Genomic DNA, 18539 nt, shown 5'->3' on the forward strand with positions numbered 1-18539 from the left:
GCACAAAAAAAGCAAGTATAGCGCGCTCATTCGCGCCGGCGCAGCTTATCTTTACTGAAATGTAGCGTTGTTTCAGTCAGCAACAAAAAACCCACTGGCGCCCGTGGGCACGCAGTGGGTTGTAGGTGGTGGCGCTGTTTATTGGCCGCTACGAATCAGGTGATCAAAGGCGCCGAGCGATGCTTTGGCCCCTTCGCCCATGGCGATAATGATCTGCTTAAACGGCACTGTGGTCACGTCGCCTGCCGCAAACACCCCAGGCAGTGATGTCTGGCCGCGCGCATCTACTTCGATTTCGCCGTGTTTGCTGAGCGCCACTGTGCCTTGCAGCCAATCGGTATTGGGCAGCAAACCAATCTGCACAAAAATACCGGCCAGATTGAGGACTTGGCTGGTGCCTGTGGCGCGGTCGGTGTATTGCAGGCCGGTGACTTTTTGCCCGTCGCCCACTACTTCGGTCGTTTGGGCTTCGGTAATGATCTCTACATTCGGCAGGCTGCGCAGTTTGTTTTGCAGCACCGCATCAGCGCGCAGCTCGCGGCCAAATTCCAGTAGCGTCACGTGCTCCACAATGCCGGCCAGATCAATGGCGGCTTCCACGCCCGAATTGCCGCCACCGACCACGGCGACGCGTTTGCCCTTAAATAGCGGGCCATCGCAATGCGGGCAGTAGGCCACGCCCCGGCCGCGGTATTGCTGCTCGCCGGGTACATTCAGCTCGCGCCAGCGCGCACCGGTGGCCAGAATGACGCTGCGGCTTTTTAGCGTCGCACCGCTTTCCAGCTCGATTTCGATCAGCTCGCCCGCGCTGAGTTTGCGTGCGCGCTGCAGGTTCATCAGATCAACCGGATATTCCTTCACATGGTTTTCCAGCGCCATCGCCAGCTTCGGCCCTTCGGTTTCTTTAACCGAAATAAAGTTCTCGATGCCCATGGTATCCATCACCTGACCGCCAAAGCGCTCGGCCACGATACCGGTGCGGATGCCTTTGCGGGCGGCGTAAATTGCGGCCGCGGCGCCGGCTGGGCCACCGCCCACCACCAGCACATCAAAGACGGGTTTTTGCTGCAAGGCTTCGGCCTGCCGCGCCACGCTGGCGGTATCAAGTTTGGCCACGATTTCTTCAATCGTCATGCGGCCTTGGCCGAAAGGCTGGCCATTGAGCAGTACCGTCGGAACCGCCATGATTTGCCGTTCGGTAACTTCAGCCTGGAACAACGCACCGTCCACCATTTCGTGGCGGATGGCCGGGTTGAGTACCGCCAGTAAATTCAGCGCCTGCACCACATCTGGGCAGTTGTGGCAGGACAGCGAAACAAAAGTGGTGAATTCCAGCGGGCCAGTGAGGCCGCGAATCGCCGCAATGGTGGCCTCATCCACGCGGGGTGGGTGGCCGCCGGTTTGCAGCAGGGCCAAGACCAGTGAAGTGAATTCATGGCCGAGCGGAATGCCGGCAAAGCTCACCCGTGGCGCTTCGCCCGGACGGGCGATGGCAAAAGACGGGCGGCGCGCGGCGTTGCCATCGTGGCGTACGCTGATTTTGGGGTTGAGCGCAGCGATTTCGTCCAGCAGCTGGCGAATTTCTGCCGCTGCGGCGCTGTCATCGAGGCTGGCAACCAATTCGATCGGGTATTGCAGTTTTTCCAGATAAGCCTGCAACTGGCTTTGAATTTGGGCATCGAGCATGGCGGTTCTCCGGTTTGAGTTTCACTGAGCAAACTGCTGGGTATCCTTATCAGTGCTATGTCTGATGAGGTTTATGTGGGTATACCTGGTTGGGTATTTGCAGCAGTCTGGTCGCTGAAGGCCGTGCCACCCGGCGGTGGCACGGCGCGGGGATTAGATCTTGCCGACCAGATCCAGTGATGGTTTCAGAGTGGCTTCACCTGGGGTCCATTTGGCTGGGCACACTTCACCTGGGTGGCTCGCTACGTATTGCGCGGCTTGTACTTTGCGCAGCAGCTCTTTGGCGTCACGGCCAATGCCCAGATCGTGGATTTCAGCCACTTTGATCTCGCCTTCAGGGCTGATCACGAAAGTGCCACGCAGCGCCAGGCCTTCTTCTTCGATCATCACATCAAAGTTGCGGCTGATGATGCCGGTTGGGTCGCCGATCATTGGGTATTTGATCTTGCCGATGGTTTCTGAGGCGTCGGCCCAGGCTTTGTGCGTGAAGTGGGTATCGGTTGAAACTGAATACACTTCTACGCCCAGTTTTTGGAATTCAGCGTACAGATCAGCCAGATCGCCCAGTTCGGTTGGGCAAACAAAAGTAAAGTCGGCTGGGTAGAAGAACACCACAGACCATTTGCCTTTCAGGGTTTCATCGCTCACGGGGATGAAGTTACCGTTGTGATAAGCAGTGGCTTTGAATGGTTTGATGGTGCTGTTGATCAGTGCCATGAGTATTGCTCCTTAGTGGTTAACGTCGTTTGCGTTGAAGACAGGGCGTAGCTTAAGCCCAAAGTGATCATAGTAAAAATTGAATGTTTTTATTGAATTGTTAGTAAAAGTTTATTGACGTAGTGGTGTGAGCTTGTTGCGGCCTTGGCCGCGCATTACTTGGCGCTTGTCATGCTGCTGGCTTTGGCTTATGATTGATTCGACTATTCGATATATATAGAAATATGGAAAACAAACTTGCTGTGCAACGTTTAGCCGCCTTGGCGCAGGAATCGCGCTTGGCGATTTTTCGCGCCCTGGTGGTGGCTGGCCCGCAGGGTCTGCCGGTGGGCAAGATTGGTGAAGCGCTTAGCGTGGCGCCGGCCACTTTGTCCTTTCACCTTAAAGAGCTCAGCCATGCCGGGCTGATTAGCGCGCGCCAAGAAGGCCGCTATGTGTTTTATGTGGCGAATTTTGCCGCCATGAATGAATTACTGGGTTTTCTGACTGAAAACTGCTGCGGCGGTACTAGCTGCAGCCCCACTGCCTGTTGTTAACCGGAGACGCCGATGAAACGCTTTCACGTCCATCTCGCTGTAGATGACCTAGCCACTAGCATTGCCTTTTACCAGCAGCTGTTTCAGGCCGCGCCTACTGTGCAGCATGCCGACTACGCCAAGTGGATGCTGGAAGACCCACGGGTGAATTTCGCCATCTCGGCGCGCGGCGCGGCGCCAGGGCTCGATCATCTGGGTTTTCAGGTGGATAGCGAGCCCGAGCTGGATGCGCTACAGGCTCAGTTGGCCGCGGCGGATATGAGCATGGTGAGCGAGCCGGGCACAGCCTGTTGCTATGCCGAATCCAATAAACACTGGGTGACCGATCCGAATGGGATTGCCTGGGAGTGCTATCACACGCTGGGCGCGATTCCGACCTTTAATCGTGGTGCCGCAGAGGGCGGGCAAAATGCCTGTTGCGCGCCTAAGGCAGAAAAGCCACGAGTGAAACTAAGTGAGCTAGGGGTATGCAAGCCTGGATCAGGTTGCTGCTAATTTAGCGCGATATACCTTGTAGGGTATATCGCATCAAGTGCCGGCTGCCGCGACGGCGCTGGCTTGCATCACAAAGCATTGCCCAGCCGGGCGTATTTTTACTAAGACCACCACAGGGGAAGATCATGAGTCACAAAGTGTATAACGTGCTGTTTTTGTGTACCGCCAATTCGGCGCGTTCGATTATGTCTGAGGGCCTGCTCAATCATTTGAATGACGGCCGCTTTAAAGCCTTTAGCGCCGGTAGCAAGCCCGGCACGCAGCCCAACCCTTTCGCACTGGAATTGCTGCAAAAAATCGGCCACGACACGAGTTATATGTACTCCAAAAGCTGGGATGTATTTGAAGGTAAAGACGCACCCAAAATGGACATCATCATTACCGTGTGTGGCAATGCCGCCAGCGAACCCTGCCCAATCTGGCCTGGCCACCCAATCACCGCGCACTGGGGCTATGACGACCCGCACGGCGACACCGATGAAGAAAAACGCCATTCCTTCGCGCAGATTTTTGCCCAGATTAAACACCGCATTGAGCTGTTACTGAGCCTGTCTGATGAGAGCCTGGCTCATCTGGCCAATGTACGGGCAATTGGCGAGCCTGAAGTATTGCGTGGGGTAGGGCAATGAGCGAGGCTCCAGCCCGCTTGGGCTTTTTTGAGCGCTACCTGACCTTATGGGTTGCGCTGTGTATCGTGGTGGGGATTGTGCTGGGGCAGTTCGTACCGGGCGTGTTTCAGGCCCTGGGCGCGCTGGAGGTGGCCAAGGTCAATCTGCCCGTCGGGGTGCTGATCTGGGTAATGATCATCCCGATGCTGATGAAAATCGACTTTGCCGCGCTGAAAACGGTTAGCCAGCATTGGCGCGGAATTGGCGTAACGCTGACCATCAACTGGTTGGTTAAGCCCTTCTCGATGGCGGTGCTGGGCTGGCTGTTTATTCGCCATTGGTTTGCCCCGTATCTACCGGCTGAGCAGCTCGATAGTTATATCGCCGGGCTGATTTTGCTGGCGGCTGCGCCGTGTACGGCAATGGTGTTTGTCTGGAGCGCGCTGGTGCGGGGCGAGCCGCACTTCACCTTAAGCCAGGTGGCGCTAAATGACGCGATCATGATCGTGGCGTTTGCCCCCATCGTGGCTTTTTTGCTGGGGGTGTCGGCGATTAGTGTGCCGTGGGATACGCTGTTGGTGTCGGTGGGACTGTATATCATTGTGCCGCTCACCATCGCCCAGCTGGCGCGCAGATATTTGCTGGCTACTGGCCGACTGGAACGGGTATTGCAGCAAATCGGGCCTTTTTCACTGCTGGCGCTGCTGGCAACGCTGGTATTGCTGTTTGCTTTTCAGGGACAGCAGATCCTGGCACAACCGCTGGTGATTGCCTTGCTGGCCGTGCCGATTCTGATTCAAGTGGTGTTTACTTCATCACTGGCATATTGGCTGAATCGGCAGCTGGGCGAAGCGCATTGCGTGGCCGGCCCATCGGCCCTGATTGGGGCGTCCAACTTCTTCGAGCTGGCGGTGGCCGCAGCAATTAGTCTGTTTGGCTTTCACTCTGGCGCGGCTTTAGCCACTGTGGTGGGCGTATTGGTGGAAGTGCCGATTATGCTGGCCGTGGTGGCGGTGGTGAACCGCAGCCGTGGCTGGTATGAGCGGCGCGCTGCTGCGTAAATGCGACGAAGTTCGCGCTTCACACCTCCAAAGACCAGCCGTGTGCTGGTCTTTTTTTGCCCGCGCGGGGCTGGTGCGGCGGAGGATCAGGGGCTGAGTCGGCATGCCGATTTGAGTGCTGATTATTAATAAAATTTAATCTTCAACTGTAATGGCAGCTATTGAAGCAGCGAAGGGGAAAGCCTAGTATCGGCGCTGTAGTGGTATTTACTATTGCTACAAATTAATACCAATACCACAACAAAATCCCAAAACAGGATGGAGAGAGAAATTATGCATACGCGTTTCGCGCTGAGCAGCATTGCGCTCGGCCTTTTTTTAGCTTCGGGCAGCAGTTTCGCTGCCAGCTGTGCACCGGCCTGGTCGGCCACCGTGACCTATGGCACGGCAGGCACCACCGTAAGCCAGAACGGCCACAATTACAGCAATAAATGGTGGACCTTAAACGAGGACCCGAGCAAGGCCGGCACCTGGGGGGTATGGAATGACCTCGGCGTGTGTGAGTCAGGCAATGCCACTCTAGCGCCCACTGTAGCGCCGACTAGCACACCCGTTGTGACCGCCACTCCGAAACCGACCGCCGCACCAACCGCCGCCCCAAGTATCGCACCCACTGCGGTGCCCACCAGCACCCCAAGCCAGCCCCCGAGCGGCAGCTGTAGCGTGTGGGCCGAAGGCACTAGCTATAAAGTGGGCGATGTAGTGAGCTATAACGGCGTGACCTACACCGCCACCAGCGCGCACACCGCGTTTGTTGGGGCGGGCTGGACGCCAGCGACGACGCCAACTTTGTGGAAAGCCGGTGGTAGCTGCAGCGCGCAGCCGACGCCAGTAGTAACCGCCAGCCCAGTTCCAACTAGCACACCAACGGCAACCCCAACGGCCAAGCCTACCGTCACACCAACGGCAACGCCGACCGCGACCCCGACAACGACTCCAAGTTCTACGCCCAAGCCAAGTGCATCCCCAACGGCGACACCGAGCGCCACGCCAACTGCAACGCCTGTCGTGACGCCAGCCCCAACCACTACCCCAGCCGTGGGCGATAACGAGCAATGTCGCCCCGATGGTCTGGTAAGCAGTGTGGCCAATGTGCCGTATTGCCTGGCTTATGACACCGCTGGCCGCGAAAAGCTGGCCAACGGCCTGCAGCGTCGCAATATTGGTTACTTTGCCAACTGGCGTACCGGTAAAGACCCGAAACAGGGCACTTTCCTCGCGCACAATATTCCGTGGAATCAAATGACGCATATTAACTATGCGTTTGCGCATGTGGATGGCAGCAATAAAGTGTCGGTGAATGCCGATGTTGCCGGAAATGAATCCACCCAAATGACCTGGCCGAATATCCCCGAAGCGGCTATGGATGCCAGCTATAGCTATCAAGGCCATTTCAACCAGCTGAATAAATACAAGAAACAGCACCCCGGCGTGCGCACGCTGGTGTCGATTGGTGGCTGGGCGGAAACCGGCGGCTACTTTGGTGGCGATGGCAAACGCGTGGCCTCAGGTGGTTTCTATAGCATGACCACCAACGCCGATGGCACAGTGAATACCGCGGGCATCAATGCCTTTGCCGATTCGGCCGTGGCCTTTATCCGTCAATATGGTTTTGACGGGGTAGATATTGATTATGAATATCCAACCACGATGGAAAACTCGGGTAATCCGCTGGATTGGTCCTTTGCTACGCCACGGCAAAAAGGCCTGCAAGCCGCGTATCGCGAGCTGATGCGCGCCCTGCGCGAGAAACTGGATACCGCGGCCGTTGCTGATGGCAAATACTATCAGCTCACCGCCGCCGTACCGGCTTCGGGCTATCTGCTGCGCGGGATGGAAGCCTTCCAGGCCATCAAGTATCTCGATTTCGTGAACGTCATGAGTTACGACCTGCACGGTACTTGGAATCAGTTTGTGGGCCCGAATGCTGCGCTATATGACGATGGCAAAGATGGCGAGCTGGCCTTCTGGCAGGTGTATACCGATCCGCAATACCAAAACATCGGCTACCTAAATACCGACTGGGCGTATCACTACTACCGTGGTGCCGTACCGGCCGGCCGGATCAACGTGGGCGTGCCGTATTACACCCGCGGCTGGTCGAATGTGACCGGTGGCAATCATGGTCTGTGGGGCACGGCTTCAACCAATACTTGCCCACCGGGCGTGGAAGCGCCATGCGGCATCGGCGCCAAAGGCATCGACAATATCTGGTTTGATGTCGATGAAAAAGGCAGCGTCGAAGACGCGGGCTCGAATCCGATGTGGCACGCTAAAAACCTTGAAAAAGGCATTGCCGGTGATTACCTGAAAGACTGGGGCTTCACGGCTGCCGACATCGTGGGCAAATACGATCGCTACTTTGATCCAACGCTGGTGGCACCATGGCTGTGGAATGAGCAGAAGAAAGTCTTCCTGTCGACCGAAGATGAAGAATCGATGGCGATCAAGGCCGACTGGATTATCAAAAACGGCATTGGCGGGGCCATGAACTGGGAGCTGGCAGGCGACTACGATTGGGATGCCAATCGCACCAACCTGAACGGCAGCAAAGGGCAGTATGTGCCCGGTTCTACGCTTTCGACCTTGCTGGCGAATAAATTCCGCACCGCGGCGCCGTATGGCAATACCCGTGCGAAAACGGCTATGCCAGCGCAAGTCTTGGATGTGAAAATCGACCTGGTGAACTACGCACTGGGCGAGAAAAACTATCCGATCGAGCCGAAGCTGCAATTGATCAATAACACAGGCAAGGCGATTCCGGCCGGTAGCAAGTTGACCTTCCAGTATCCGGTGTCGGCACCGAATACCATGCAAGGCAGCGGCGTTACCGTGGTGTCCAGCGAGCACACCGGTAGCAATATCGGTGGCTACAAAGGCGATTTCCATACCGTGGAAGTGAGCCTGCCAGCGGTGGCCATTGGCGCCACCAAAACCATCGGGCTGACCTACAATCTGCCGATTGCGGGGCCAAGCAACTATGTGTTGACCGTGAATGGGAAAACCTTTGCCACCAAGCAGGAATTCCCACAAAAAGCCGCCGGTAGTTTCTAAGCCGCACTTAGTAGCAGATACATCATCGTGTATCTGCTGCTAGGTATTGGTAGAAAAGACCTACAAGGCAATACCCCACCCGCCATGTGTTGCATGGCGGGTTTTTCTTTTTCTGGCTAGGCGGCGGGCAGGCGAATCGCTAGAGTGTAGGCAGGTAAACTTTAAATGTGAGTGCGATGAAGCGCTTTGCCCTGCTGTGCGCCATGCTGTGGTTCTACGTCGCGTTCGCCGCGCCGGTGCGGGCCGCGCCGCTCACGGTGGTGTTACCCGAAGTGATTCCACATGCCTTTCTGGCGCCAGATGGGCGGCAGATGGGTATTTATCTGGATGTGCTTAATGCCGTCGCCAAAGAATCCGGCATTGCCTTGCGCTATCAGATCGTGCCCTTTGCGCGGGTGGTGCGCATGCTCAATGATGGTGAAACTGATCTGGCGCTGGTGAATCGCGATGCGGTGAATCCGGCGCAGGCCACTGCATTGGGGGCGATTTATCAGCTTGATCTGGTGCTGTGGCCCGCGCGCGGCGCGCGTTGGCAGAGTCTGAGCGAGCTGGCCGGTAAAGACGTTGGCCGTTTACGCGGCGGTTGTCAGCCGTTGCTGCAGAAAACCCAGCCCAAATTTAATGAAGTGAATAACTTTGATCAGGGCGTACGCATGCTCGATGTGGGGCGACTGGATGCGCTGTGCGGCAGTCGCGATGTGATTTTGTATGCGATCTGGCGCAGCGGTTTGCCAGGGCTGGCCACTCTTACTCCGCTACCGCTCACCACCACTCCGGTGTTCCTGATGGCCAACCCCAAAGTCAGCCCCGCCTTGCAGCAGCGGCTGGCGACGGCGGTGGCCAAAGTAATGGCCGGGCCCACCCTGCAGCAGGCAAAAGCCCGCTTTGGCTTGCATTAATGGGTATGGCCTTGAATGCAATATTAGAATTGGACTAGCGGGCTATACCGTGGTGTGTATGCTGTTGGGCGTACTGCTGGCGGGGTGAGACGCGGCAGTAGGCAGCCACACAAAAACGCTGGTGCCCACCCCCAGCTGGCTCGTGAGCCAGACTTCACCACCCAACAGCCCAATGATTTCCTTGACCAGCGCCAGACCAAGGCCGGTGCCGGGTAGGTGGCCGGAGGTATCGGCGCGATAAAAACGCTCGAAGGCGTGGTTGAGTTGCTCCGGGCTCATGCCGATGCCCTGATCGCGAATTTCCAGCTGCAAGCCAGTCTGCGCATGCCGTGCTTGCGCGACAGCGGTAATCACAATCGGGCTATCAGGCGCGGAATAGAGCAGGGCGTTGCTTAAAATTTGCCGTAAGGCTTGCTGCAGTTTTGCCGCATCGGCCTCAAGCGGCGCCAAATCGCTGGCCAATTGCAGGCTAAGCCGGCCGCGCTCGCTGCCCAAGATGCTTTGTACGGCGCCTTCTAGACACTGCGGTAAGCTGCATTGGCTCAGTTGCAAGCTCGTGGCGCCATCGGCTTCCAGCTTGGCCAGATCCAGTAAATCACTGACCAGATCACTTAAGCGCAGGCTTTGCCGGTGGATGGTTTCCAGCATATCGCGGCTTTGCTCGGCTGAGAGCTGGCGATGCAGCATCAGCTCGGTAAAGCCGCGGATGCTGACAATGGGTGTGCGCAATTCGTGGGCGGCATGGCTGAGAAACTCGCTTTTCATCCGCTCCAGTTCGGTTTCGCGGGTGATGTCGCGCAGATACAAGACCAAACCGCCATCGGGCGTATGCTGGCCTTTGAGGTGGATGTAGCGCAGGCTAGGGCGGCGCAATAATAGATTCAAACCGCTGGGCTCGGCGGCCAGCAGCGCCGGCAATTGCTCAAGCGCCAAGGGGCGAAAGGTATGCACATGGCAGACTTCTTGCGCCTGCAACGCTGCGCTGGTGCTGGCTAAGGGTTGGCCTAGTAGTTGCTCGAGCGGCTGCAGTAGCAATTCACTGAGCCCCTGATTGGCGTAGGCCAGAAGCCCATCCGGGCCAAAATAGGCTACGGCATTGGCGCTAAGCTGAATAATCGACGCAAGCTGCGCCGATTGAGCTTCCAGCTCGCTCAGTAATTCATAGCTGCGCAGCGAGGAAATCACGCTGGAATACAGGCGATCGGCCGAGAGCTCGGTTTTGCATTTGTAATCATTAATATCATAGCGGCTAATCACCGCCCGCTCGGGCGCCTGGCCGGGCTGGCCAGTACGCAGCACAATCCGTACGCGCTGATTGCCCAGCTCTTGTCGAATACGCTCCACCAGCCGCAGGCCGGCGTCTTCGGTTTCCATGACGACATCGAGCAAGATCATGGCGATATCGGGTTGGGCGTGCAGCAGCTCGAAGCCTTCGCGCGCGCTAAAGGCCGAAATCAATTGCAGTGGGCGCTCCCGATAGCTGGCCTTTTTCAGCGATAGCTGGGTCATCAGGTGGATATCGGGTTCGTCATCAATGATGGCGATTTTCCATGGCGGCGCGGCGTGCGGCGCATTGGCGCTCGCCTCATCGTCGTCTTGCAGCCAGTCATCGTGCTCGAACATGGGAGCCTCCCAGTGAATGAGTGGCGTATATTAGCAATTTTGAATATACAAGGGGATAGCGAGATTGTAAGCATGGGCCGCCAGTCGGTGGCTGCTGTGCTCTTTATAGCTGAGTGCGTGGCGTTTTGCGCGCTGCAACAGCCGTGAGGTCGGGGCACGAAAAAAGCGCAGCCGAAGCTGCGCTTTAAAATACCTGTGGGATGTATTGCCAGCTAAGCATTATCAATAAATGCCTTGCTGGCTATACCCATTAGGCTTTGTCGTACAGTTTGGCGCCGCCTTTCACAAATTCGATGGCTTTGGCTTCCATGCCTTTGTGCAGGGCTTCTTCGTTGGCTTGCAGGCCTTGCTGCTCGGCAAATTCACGCACGTCTTGCGTGATTTTCATCGAGCAGAAGTGCGGGCCACACATTGAGCAGAAATGCGCGACTTTGGCGCTTTCTTTCGGCAGCGTTTCATCGTGGAAGCTCCGCGCCCGATCCGGATCCAGCCCCAGATTGAATTGATCTTCCCAGCGAAATTCAAAGCGGGCTTTCGAGAGTGCATTATCCCGAATCTGCGCGCCCGGATGGCCCTTGGCCAAGTCGGCGGCGTGGGCGGCCAGCTTGTAGGTAATGATGCCTTCTTTCACATCATCTTTATTGGGCAAGCCCAAGTGCTCTTTCGGGGTGACATAACACAGCATCGCGCAGCCATACCAGCCAATTTGCGCTGCGCCAATCGCCGAAGTGATGTGATCGTAGCCCGGTGCGATGTCAGTGGTGAGCGGGCCAAGGGTGTAGAACGGCGCTTCATGGCACCATTCCAGCTCTTTATCCATGTTTTCTTTGATCAACTGCATCGGCACGTGGCCCGGGCCTTCGATCATGACCTGCACATCGTGTTCCCACGCGATTTGCGTCAGCTCGCCCAGGGTTTTAAGCTCGCCCAGCTGTGCTTCATCATTGGCATCCCACACCGAGCCTGGGCGCAGGCCGTCGCCCAGCGAGAAGGCCACATCGTATTGCTTCATGATTTCGCAGATTTCCGCGAAATGCGTGTACAAGAAGTTTTCTTTGTGATGCGCCAGACACCATTTGGCCATGATTGAGCCGCCGCGCGACACAATACCGGTCATACGATTGGCGGTGAGCGGCACATAGCGCAGCAGCACGCCGGCGTGAATAGTGAAGTAATCCACGCCTTGCTCGGCTTGCTCGATCAGCGTATCGCGGAATAACTCCCAGGTCAGGTCTTCGGCCTTGCCGTTCACTTTTTCCAGCGCCTGATAAATCGGCACGGTGCCAATCGGCACGGGCGAATTACGCAAAATCCATTCGCGGGTTTCGTGGATGTTTTTGCCGGTGGAGAGATCCATGATGGTATCGGCGCCCCAGCGAATCCCCCAGGTCATTTTGTCGACTTCTTCGTTAATCGATGAAGTGACGGCCGAATTACCGATATTGCCATTGATTTTCACCAGGAAATTGCGGCCAATAATCATCGGCTCGGATTCAGGGTGATTAATGTTGTTCGGAATAATCGCGCGGCCAGCGGCGATTTCATCGCGCACGAATTCGGGGGTGATTTTTTCCGGGATATTGGCGCCGAAATTCTGGCCCGCGTGCTGACGCAACATCATCTTGGCCATTTTCTCGCCCTTGGCACCCAGTGCTTGCAGGCTTTCGATGTATTTTTCGCGCTGCAGATTTTCGCGAATCGCCACGTATTCCATCTCAGGGGTAACGATACCGCGGCGGGCGTAATGCATTTGCGTCACGTTCTGGCCGGCTTTGGCGCGGCGGGGTTTGCGTTGCAGCTCAAAGCGCAAATGATCGAGGCTGGTATCGGCCTCACGCATGCGGCCATATTCGCTGGTCAGGCCATCCAGTTGTTCGGTGTCATCACGCTCGGCAATCCAGGCCGCGCGAATCGGCGCCAGGCCTTTACGTACATCGATGGTAGCTTGTGGGTCGGTATAGGGGCCAGAACAGTCATAGACAAAAATCGGCGGGTTTTGCTCGCCGCCAAACATGGTGGGGGTGTCGTCCTGGCTGATTTCACGCATTGGTACTTGAATATCGGGGCGCGAGCCGGTGACATACACCTTGCGCGAGTTGGGCAGCGGCTGAATAGCGGCCGAATCTACCACCGCTTCGGTGGCAACGAAATCGATCTTGGCGTTCATGGGGTATCTCCTGTCTTTGTGCCGGACGAAAAGCCGGCTGTATCAAAAGCATGAGACGCTGGGGATTTGGAGCAAGGAGGGCGCACGAATGGCGAACTCGCTTCCCTACGCCGGTATTAGCCGGGTCAGGTTCCAAGGGTGTATCTCATCCGGAGGGCGTACAATGGCAAGTTCTTGCAACATTGTGACCGCAGTCCAGAACCCCTAGCGATTCAATGAATGTGAAACTAAAAGACTTGTGGGATAATTGCAAGATCTATTCGACTAACACGGGCCGAATCTGGCCCCGCTTTGAGGTTACACAAACATGGATTGGGAAAAAGCACGCTACTTTCTGGTTGAACAACAAATTCGCCCTTGGAACGTTCTGGACTCCGCCGTGCTTGATCGTGTCCTCAATACTCGTCGGGAAGACTTCGTCCCCGCCGATAAAAAAGAACTGGCCTTCGTCGATGTTGAGCTGCCGCTGGGCAATGGCCAACTGATGCTAGCCCCGAAAGTAGAAGCCCGCCTGCTGCAGGAAATTCAACTCAAAGCCACCGAAAAACTGCTGATCGTCGGCCCTGGTACCGCCTATCTTGCAGCGCTGGCTGCCGGCCTCTGTGCGCAAGTGTTTGTACTCGAAGCCTGTGCTGACCAAGCCGCAAAGCTCACTGCCGCGCTGAAGGCAGCCAATATTAAGAATGTGATTGTTGAAGTGTCGTCATCCCTGACTAGCCAGCAAGCACCGTTTGATGCGATTATTGCTGCTGCATCATTTACCCAAGTTCCCAGCGAATTGCTCGCCCAGCTGAAAGAGGAGGGACGACTGATTACGGTGGTGGGGGAATTGCCGATTATGCATGCGGTTGTTGTGAGCAAGAAAGGTGCTGAGCAAGCGGTGCGTGAGGTGTTTGATTACAACTTGCCACGAATCTGATCTGCGCACCGCCTTGCTAACACAGGGAAGAATCGTTGGAGACCCGCCTTAACGGCGGGTTTTTGCTTACAATTGCCCAGTGCCATATTGCTTTGAGGTAAAATCGCGATATCAAATTCTAATGTTGTTTGTTGAGTTTCTGCACGCAAGCAAACCTTCCCATCATATTAATGTTAAGAGCAAAAAATGGCTGTTGAATCCGTAATGACCCACGCACAAGACGATGAGATTTCCTTGCTGGACTTGGTGCTGGTGCTTGCTAAACATAAAAAAAAGATTGTCGTCCTTCCCATCCTGGCTGGTGTTTTTGCGGCTATCGTAGCCTACAGTCTGCCCAATCAATACACTGCAACGTTGAAAATTGCCCCTTCCAAAAATGCAGCGACATACAACTGGGTACTGACAAATGAGCAGGTACTAGAGCAGGTGGCGAAAGACTTAAAGCTGGCCGATCACTATCAAACCAAAACCAAAAAATCAACACGCAAAGAACTGAACGATGCGCTGAAGGTGACTCTGAATGCGAAAGATGGCTTTTTAGATGTAAACGCCACAGATGAAAGCCCAGAATTTGCAGCTAAGCTGGCGAATCGTATGGGCACTGCCCTGCAGCAGAATATATATGGCTTGCGCCTGCTGGATGTCTCTAAACAACGCTTTGAGCTTGAGACTCGGCGTAAATTGGCTCAATCGAATAAACAAAAATTTGATCAAATCACTAAACAACAAGAGATCGCGGAAACGATTAAACAATTAACACCTGCTGATTTTTATGGCATAACTAGTTTGGCGGCTATTCAGGCAGAATCGACACTTCAAGGTGGTGTGTCAGATTTAATGCAAAATGAGCTGGTACGTATGCATGATCAATTGGCTAGTCTACAACGATTGGTTGTCGATGGCATGAAAAAACAATCTGCAAGTGCAAATCCTGGTATTTGGATTACCGCTGTTGATGCTTTACAGCAGCAAGCCTACTGGGATGCTCTGATTGAACGACTAGATCGCCGAATTGAATTGCTAAAAAAACAGGAATTTGATGAGCTTAAAATGACTGTAGCCGAAGTGCCCGATGAAAAATCCGGGCCAAAACGTGCTTTGATTGTGCTGGTTTCGGTATTTGCGGCGCTGTTTGCTACGGTGCTGTGGGCCTTTATCAGTGAGGCCCTGCGTAAATCACGTCAAGATGTACGTTCAGCAGGCACTCTGCAACAAATCGCTAACGCTTGGCGGTCTAAATGAAATACTGAACCAACGAACAAAAGATAAAAGTTCAAAGTGTCGAATTGGATGCAGTGCTATGGCAATTTTAGTTACTGGCGGTGCCGGTTTTATCGGCGGCAATTTTGTGCTGGATTGGCTGACTGCTTCCGATGAGGCTGTTATCAATGTCGATAAGCTCACTTATGCGGGTAATCTAGACACCCTCAAGTCGTTGGACGGTGATGCACGACATGTTTTTGTACGCGCTGACATTGGTGATAGGGCCGTAATTGGTCGTTTATTGGCACAGCACAAACCTCGGGCGGTGATTAATTTTGCGGCTGAATCGCATGTGGATCGCTCAGTTCTTGGTCCAGGTGATTTTATCCAAACCAACGTGGTGGGCACGTTTAACTTACTTGAAAGCGTGCGAGCTTATTGGAATGAATTCCCAGCTGACAAGAAGGCGATTTTTCGTTTTTTGCACGTTTCAACCGATGAAGTATACGGTACGCTTGAGACTAATGACCCGCCTTTCAGTGAGACCAATACCTACGAGCCAAACAGCCCGTACTCTGCTTCTAAAGCGGCATCAGATCATTTGGTGCGTGCATGGCATCACACCTATGGCTTGCCAGTGCTGACGACCAATTGCTCGAATAACTTCGGCCCATATCAGTTCCCAGAGAAGTTGATTCCGCTGGTGATTTTGAACGCGCTCAATGGCAAGCCGCTGCCAATTTATGGCGATGGCCAGCAGATTCGTGATTGGTTATATGTGAAAGACCATTGCTCGGCGATTCGTCGCGTACTCGAGGCCGGCAAAGTGGGTGAAACCTACAACGTCGGTGGTTGGAACGAAAAAGCCAATCTGGACGTGGTGAAGACGATTTGCCGCTTGCTTGATGAATTGCAGCCCCATGCAGATGGGCAATGTTACGCTGAACAAATTACCTACGTGACCGATCGCCCAGGCCACGACCGCCGCTACGCGATTGATGCACGCAAACTTGAACGCGAATTGGGCTGGAAACCAGCCGAGACGTTTGAATCGGGCATCCGTAAAACCGTGGAATGGTATCTGGCCAACCAAGGCTGGGTAAGCAATGTGACTAGCGGTGCATACCGTGACTGGGTATCAACCCAATACGGAGCCTAATCATGGGTGCACAAACAATACCCAAGATATTGGTGACGGGTAAAAATGGCCAAGTCGGGTTTGAATTGCAACGTAGCCTCGCCGTACTAGGCGAGGTAATTGCGGTTGACCGTGAAGAGTGCGATCTATCCCGCCCAGCTGGGATTCGTGAGCTTGTACAACGCATTCGCCCAGACATCATCGTCAACCCCGCCGCGCATACCGCGGTGGATAAAGGTGAATCTGAAGTTGAACTTGCTACGGCACTCAATGCGACAGCGCCACAGGTGTTTGCCGAAGAGGCCGCCAAGCTCGGCGCTTTGCTGATTCACTATTCCACCGATTACGTGTTTGATGGGCAAAAAGACGGCTGGTACGTTGAGACCGACACGCCTAATCCAAAATCGGTGTACGGCAAAACCAAAATGGCAGGAGAGCTGGCTGTAGCGGCTGCCAATCCGCGGCATTTGATCTTCCGTACCAGTTGGGTGTTTGGCGCGCATGGCGGCAACTTCCTAAAAACCATGCTCAAGCTGATGCAAACGCGCGACGCGCTCAGCGTAGTGGCCGATCAGTTTGGCGCGCCCACTGCGGCCAGCCTACTCGCCGATGTCACCGCGCAAATTATTGCGCAATACCTGCGCAGCACGGATAAGGCCAGCTTCGCCTATGGCACTTACCATCTGGTCGCCGGCGGTGAAACCAGTTGGCATGGGTATGCATCGCTAGTGAATGAAATTGCTGAACAGCAGGGCTATACCCTAAAGATTTCAAGCCAGGACATCAACGCTATTCCTGCCAGCGACTACCCAGTACCCGCACCACGCCCAGCTAATTCACGCCTGAACACGCAAAAACTGCAGACCACGTTTGGATTGGTGCTACCGAGCTGGCAACAAGGCGTAGGGCAAGTGATGACTGTGCTCAAACAGGCTTAGGCAATCGATACGAATACAGAAATTAGGACAAACACACATGGCCAATCGCAAAGGCATTATCCTCGCTGGTGGTTCAGGCACCCGTCTGTACCCCGCCACTATTGCAGTATCAAAACAACTGCTACCGATCTACGACAAACCGATGATCTACTACCCGCTCAGCACCTTAATGCTGGCGGGTATTCGCGATATTTTAATCATCTCCACCCCGCAAGACACGCCACGCTTTGAACAATTGCTTGGCGACGGTAGTCAATGGGGCATCAAGCTGCAATACGCCGTGCAACCAAGCCCAGATGGCCTCGCGCAAGCGTTTATCATCGGCGAAGAGTTCATCGGTAATGACAACGTGGCTCTGGTCTTGGGTGACAATATCTTCTACGGACATGACTTTGCAGAATTATTACAAACTGCTTCAGCGCAAGAGTCGGGCGCAACAGTATTTGCGTACCGAGTAAATGACCCTGAAAGATACGGTGTTGTCGAGTTTGATCCTATTGGTCATGCACTTTCTATCGAAGAAAAACCCCTGCAGCCTAAATCAAATTATGCAATAACTGGCTTATATTTTTTTGATCATGATGTGATTGATATTGCAAAGAGAATAAAACCTTCTGCCAGAGGCGAGCTGGAAATTACTGATGTGAATAATTCGTATCTGACTGCTGGACGACTCAATGTACATACAATGGGGAGAGGTTATGCTTGGCTTGATACGGGTACTCACGAGTCAATGCTCGAAGCAAGTCAGTTTATACAAACTATCGAGGCTCGCCAGGGTTTAAAGGTTTGCTGCCCGGAAGAGATTGCATACCGCCAAGGGTGGATTGATGCGGGTCAAGTGGAGCAACTTGCGCAACCACTGAAGAAAAATGCCTATGGGCACTACTTGCTGCGCATGATCGCAGAAAAGGTGTTCTAAATATGAAAGTGATTGATACTGCAATTCCCGATGTGAAGATCATTGAGCCGCAAGTGTTTGGCGACGAGCGTGGTTTCTTCTATGAGAGTTTTAACCATGCCAAGTTTGAAGAGATAATTGGGCGTAAAATCAGATTTGTACAAGACAACCACAGCAAATCACACAAAGGTGTTTTGCGTGGGCTGCATTACCAAATCCAGCACCCGCAAGGCAAGCTCGTACGCTGTACACATGGAGAAGTGTTTGATGTCTCGGTGGATTTGCGCAAGTCATCACCAACTTTCGGTAAATGGGTAGGAGTTATGCTAAGTGAAGAAAACAAACGCCAACTCTGGATCCCCGAAGGCTTTGCCCATGGGTTTTTGGTAGTGAGTAAGGAGGCTGAGTGTTTATACAAAACGACGGATTATTGGTTTCCAGAGTTCGAGCGCATACTGTTCTGGCGAGATCCGGTGTTGGCAATTGATTGGCCAATTGTTGATGAGTTAGTGTTGCTCTCCAATAAAGATTTGGAAGGCGGGGAATTTGATATTTTATCAGGGTTCTAATTTTTTGTTTAAATAAAAGTGCAAG

At 54.3% G+C, this 18539-nt stretch carries 16 protein-coding genes and 1 riboswitch; of the genes, 12 read left to right on the forward strand and 4 right to left on the reverse strand.

The genetic code is table 11. The features are described from left to right. Nucleotides 1–138 precede the first annotated feature (138 nt). The gene (gene ahpF, locus QV747_RS00360) at nt 139–1686 is read right to left on the reverse strand and encodes an alkyl hydroperoxide reductase subunit F (RefSeq protein WP_273428541.1); all 1548 of its coding nucleotides are present in this window, start codon (nt 1684–1686) and stop codon (nt 139–141) included. Nucleotides 1687–1839: 153 nt separating this feature from the next. Continuing rightward, nucleotides 1840–2403 carry an alkyl hydroperoxide reductase subunit C gene (gene ahpC, locus QV747_RS00365; protein WP_028448681.1) on the reverse strand — a complete coding sequence of 188 codons (564 nt, stop codon included), beginning with the start codon at nt 2401–2403 and terminating at the stop codon, nt 1840–1842. A gap of 224 nt (nt 2404–2627) precedes the next feature. Between ahpC and QV747_RS00370 the strand changes: the two genes are divergently transcribed. The 6 genes from QV747_RS00370 (at nt 2628) to QV747_RS00395 (ending at nt 9056) form a co-directional block, all read left to right on the forward strand. After that, a complete protein-coding gene (locus QV747_RS00370) occupies nt 2628–2939 on the forward strand; it encodes a helix-turn-helix transcriptional regulator (RefSeq protein WP_273428537.1) in 312 nt (103 codons plus the stop codon). A gap of 12 nt (nt 2940–2951) precedes the next feature. Further along, nucleotides 2952–3434: an ArsI/CadI family heavy metal resistance metalloenzyme gene (locus QV747_RS00375; protein WP_273428535.1), complete on the forward strand. Its 483-nt coding sequence runs from the start codon at nt 2952–2954 to the stop codon at nt 3432–3434. A gap of 125 nt (nt 3435–3559) precedes the next feature. Then, complete coding sequence (locus QV747_RS00380) at nt 3560–4063, forward strand: arsenate reductase ArsC (protein ID WP_273428533.1); 504 nt, start codon at nt 3560–3562, stop codon at nt 4061–4063. Then, nucleotides 4060–5103: an ACR3 family arsenite efflux transporter gene (gene arsB / locus QV747_RS00385; RefSeq protein ID WP_273428531.1), complete on the forward strand. Its 1044-nt coding sequence runs from the start codon at nt 4060–4062 to the stop codon at nt 5101–5103. The genes QV747_RS00380 and arsB overlap by 4 nt, the downstream gene beginning before the upstream one ends. A gap of 273 nt (nt 5104–5376) precedes the next feature. Continuing rightward, nucleotides 5377–8157 carry a glycosyl hydrolase family 18 protein gene (locus tag QV747_RS00390; RefSeq protein WP_273428529.1) on the forward strand — a complete coding sequence of 927 codons (2781 nt, stop codon included), beginning with the start codon at nt 5377–5379 and terminating at the stop codon, nt 8155–8157. 176 nt (nt 8158–8333) lie between these two features. After that, nucleotides 8334–9056 (forward strand): ABC transporter substrate-binding protein, encoded by a 723-nt coding sequence (locus QV747_RS00395; RefSeq protein ID WP_273428527.1) that lies wholly within the window; start codon nt 8334–8336, stop codon nt 9054–9056. A gap of 42 nt (nt 9057–9098) precedes the next feature. On the opposite strand, the gene QV747_RS00400 is transcribed toward QV747_RS00395, so the two are convergent. Together QV747_RS00400 and thiC are read right to left on the reverse strand one after the other, a co-directional pair. After that, the gene (locus QV747_RS00400; RefSeq protein WP_273428525.1) at nt 9099–10679 is read right to left on the reverse strand and encodes a hybrid sensor histidine kinase/response regulator; all 1581 of its coding nucleotides are present in this window, start codon (nt 10677–10679) and stop codon (nt 9099–9101) included. Between the two features lie 250 nt (nt 10680–10929). Continuing rightward, nucleotides 10930–12846, reverse strand: coding sequence for a phosphomethylpyrimidine synthase ThiC (gene thiC / locus QV747_RS00405; RefSeq protein WP_273428522.1), 1917 nt, complete (start codon nt 12844–12846; stop codon nt 10930–10932). A gap of 85 nt (nt 12847–12931) precedes the next feature. Further along, nucleotides 12932–13062, reverse strand: a riboswitch (TPP riboswitch). A gap of 91 nt (nt 13063–13153) precedes the next feature. Between thiC and QV747_RS00410 the strand changes: the two genes are divergently transcribed. The 6 genes from QV747_RS00410 (at nt 13154) to rfbC (ending at nt 18514) form a co-directional block, all read left to right on the forward strand. Further along, on the forward strand, nt 13154–13765 hold the full coding sequence (locus QV747_RS00410) for a protein-L-isoaspartate O-methyltransferase (protein ID WP_273428519.1): 612 nt from the start codon (nt 13154–13156) through the stop codon (nt 13763–13765). Between the two features lie 186 nt (nt 13766–13951). After that, entirely contained in the window at nt 13952–15007 is a 1056-nt protein-coding gene (locus tag QV747_RS00415; protein ID WP_273428517.1) for a Wzz/FepE/Etk N-terminal domain-containing protein, read from the forward strand. A 58-nt stretch (nt 15008–15065) separates the two neighbouring features. Next, entirely contained in the window at nt 15066–16127 is a 1062-nt protein-coding gene (rfbB, locus tag QV747_RS00420) for a dTDP-glucose 4,6-dehydratase (protein WP_273428696.1), read from the forward strand. Nucleotides 16128–16129: 2 nt separating this feature from the next. Next, nucleotides 16130–17044: a dTDP-4-dehydrorhamnose reductase gene (rfbD, locus tag QV747_RS00425; RefSeq protein WP_273428515.1), complete on the forward strand. Its 915-nt coding sequence runs from the start codon at nt 16130–16132 to the stop codon at nt 17042–17044. A 37-nt stretch (nt 17045–17081) separates the two neighbouring features. Further along, nucleotides 17082–17966, forward strand: coding sequence for a glucose-1-phosphate thymidylyltransferase RfbA (gene rfbA, locus QV747_RS00430; protein ID WP_273428513.1), 885 nt, complete (start codon nt 17082–17084; stop codon nt 17964–17966). 2 nt (nt 17967–17968) lie between these two features. Next, nucleotides 17969–18514, forward strand: coding sequence for a dTDP-4-dehydrorhamnose 3,5-epimerase (rfbC, locus tag QV747_RS00435; protein ID WP_273428511.1), 546 nt, complete (start codon nt 17969–17971; stop codon nt 18512–18514). Nucleotides 18515–18539: the final 25 nt, after the last annotated feature.

The organism is uncultured Chitinibacter sp., from assembly GCF_945957625.1.
GTDB lineage: Bacteria > Pseudomonadota > Gammaproteobacteria > Burkholderiales > Chitinibacteraceae > Chitinibacter > Chitinibacter tainanensis.

Excerpts from the sequence above, each read along its gene's own strand:
- ahpF (WP_273428541.1), bottom strand. The coding sequence starts at position 1,686 with ATGCTCGATGCCCAAATTCAAAGCCAGTTGCAGGCTTATCTGGAAAAA.
- ahpC (WP_028448681.1), bottom strand. The coding sequence starts at position 2,403 with ATGGCACTGATCAACAGCACCATCAAACCATTCAAAGCCACTGCTTAT.
- QV747_RS00370 (WP_273428537.1), top strand. The coding sequence starts at position 2,628 with ATGGAAAACAAACTTGCTGTGCAACGTTTAGCCGCCTTGGCGCAGGAA.
- QV747_RS00375 (WP_273428535.1), top strand. The coding sequence starts at position 2,952 with ATGAAACGCTTTCACGTCCATCTCGCTGTAGATGACCTAGCCACTAGC.
- QV747_RS00380 (WP_273428533.1), top strand. The coding sequence starts at position 3,560 with ATGAGTCACAAAGTGTATAACGTGCTGTTTTTGTGTACCGCCAATTCG.
- arsB (WP_273428531.1), top strand. The coding sequence starts at position 4,060 with ATGAGCGAGGCTCCAGCCCGCTTGGGCTTTTTTGAGCGCTACCTGACC.
- QV747_RS00390 (WP_273428529.1), top strand. The coding sequence starts at position 5,377 with ATGCATACGCGTTTCGCGCTGAGCAGCATTGCGCTCGGCCTTTTTTTA.
- QV747_RS00395 (WP_273428527.1), top strand. The coding sequence starts at position 8,334 with ATGAAGCGCTTTGCCCTGCTGTGCGCCATGCTGTGGTTCTACGTCGCG.
- QV747_RS00400 (WP_273428525.1), bottom strand. The coding sequence starts at position 10,679 with ATGTTCGAGCACGATGACTGGCTGCAAGACGACGATGAGGCGAGCGCC.
- thiC (WP_273428522.1), bottom strand. The coding sequence starts at position 12,846 with ATGAACGCCAAGATCGATTTCGTTGCCACCGAAGCGGTGGTAGATTCG.
- QV747_RS00410 (WP_273428519.1), top strand. The coding sequence starts at position 13,154 with ATGGATTGGGAAAAAGCACGCTACTTTCTGGTTGAACAACAAATTCGC.
- QV747_RS00415 (WP_273428517.1), top strand. The coding sequence starts at position 13,952 with ATGGCTGTTGAATCCGTAATGACCCACGCACAAGACGATGAGATTTCC.
- rfbB (WP_273428696.1), top strand. The coding sequence starts at position 15,066 with ATGGCAATTTTAGTTACTGGCGGTGCCGGTTTTATCGGCGGCAATTTT.
- rfbD (WP_273428515.1), top strand. The coding sequence starts at position 16,130 with ATGGGTGCACAAACAATACCCAAGATATTGGTGACGGGTAAAAATGGC.
- rfbA (WP_273428513.1), top strand. The coding sequence starts at position 17,082 with ATGGCCAATCGCAAAGGCATTATCCTCGCTGGTGGTTCAGGCACCCGT.
- rfbC (WP_273428511.1), top strand. The coding sequence starts at position 17,969 with ATGAAAGTGATTGATACTGCAATTCCCGATGTGAAGATCATTGAGCCG.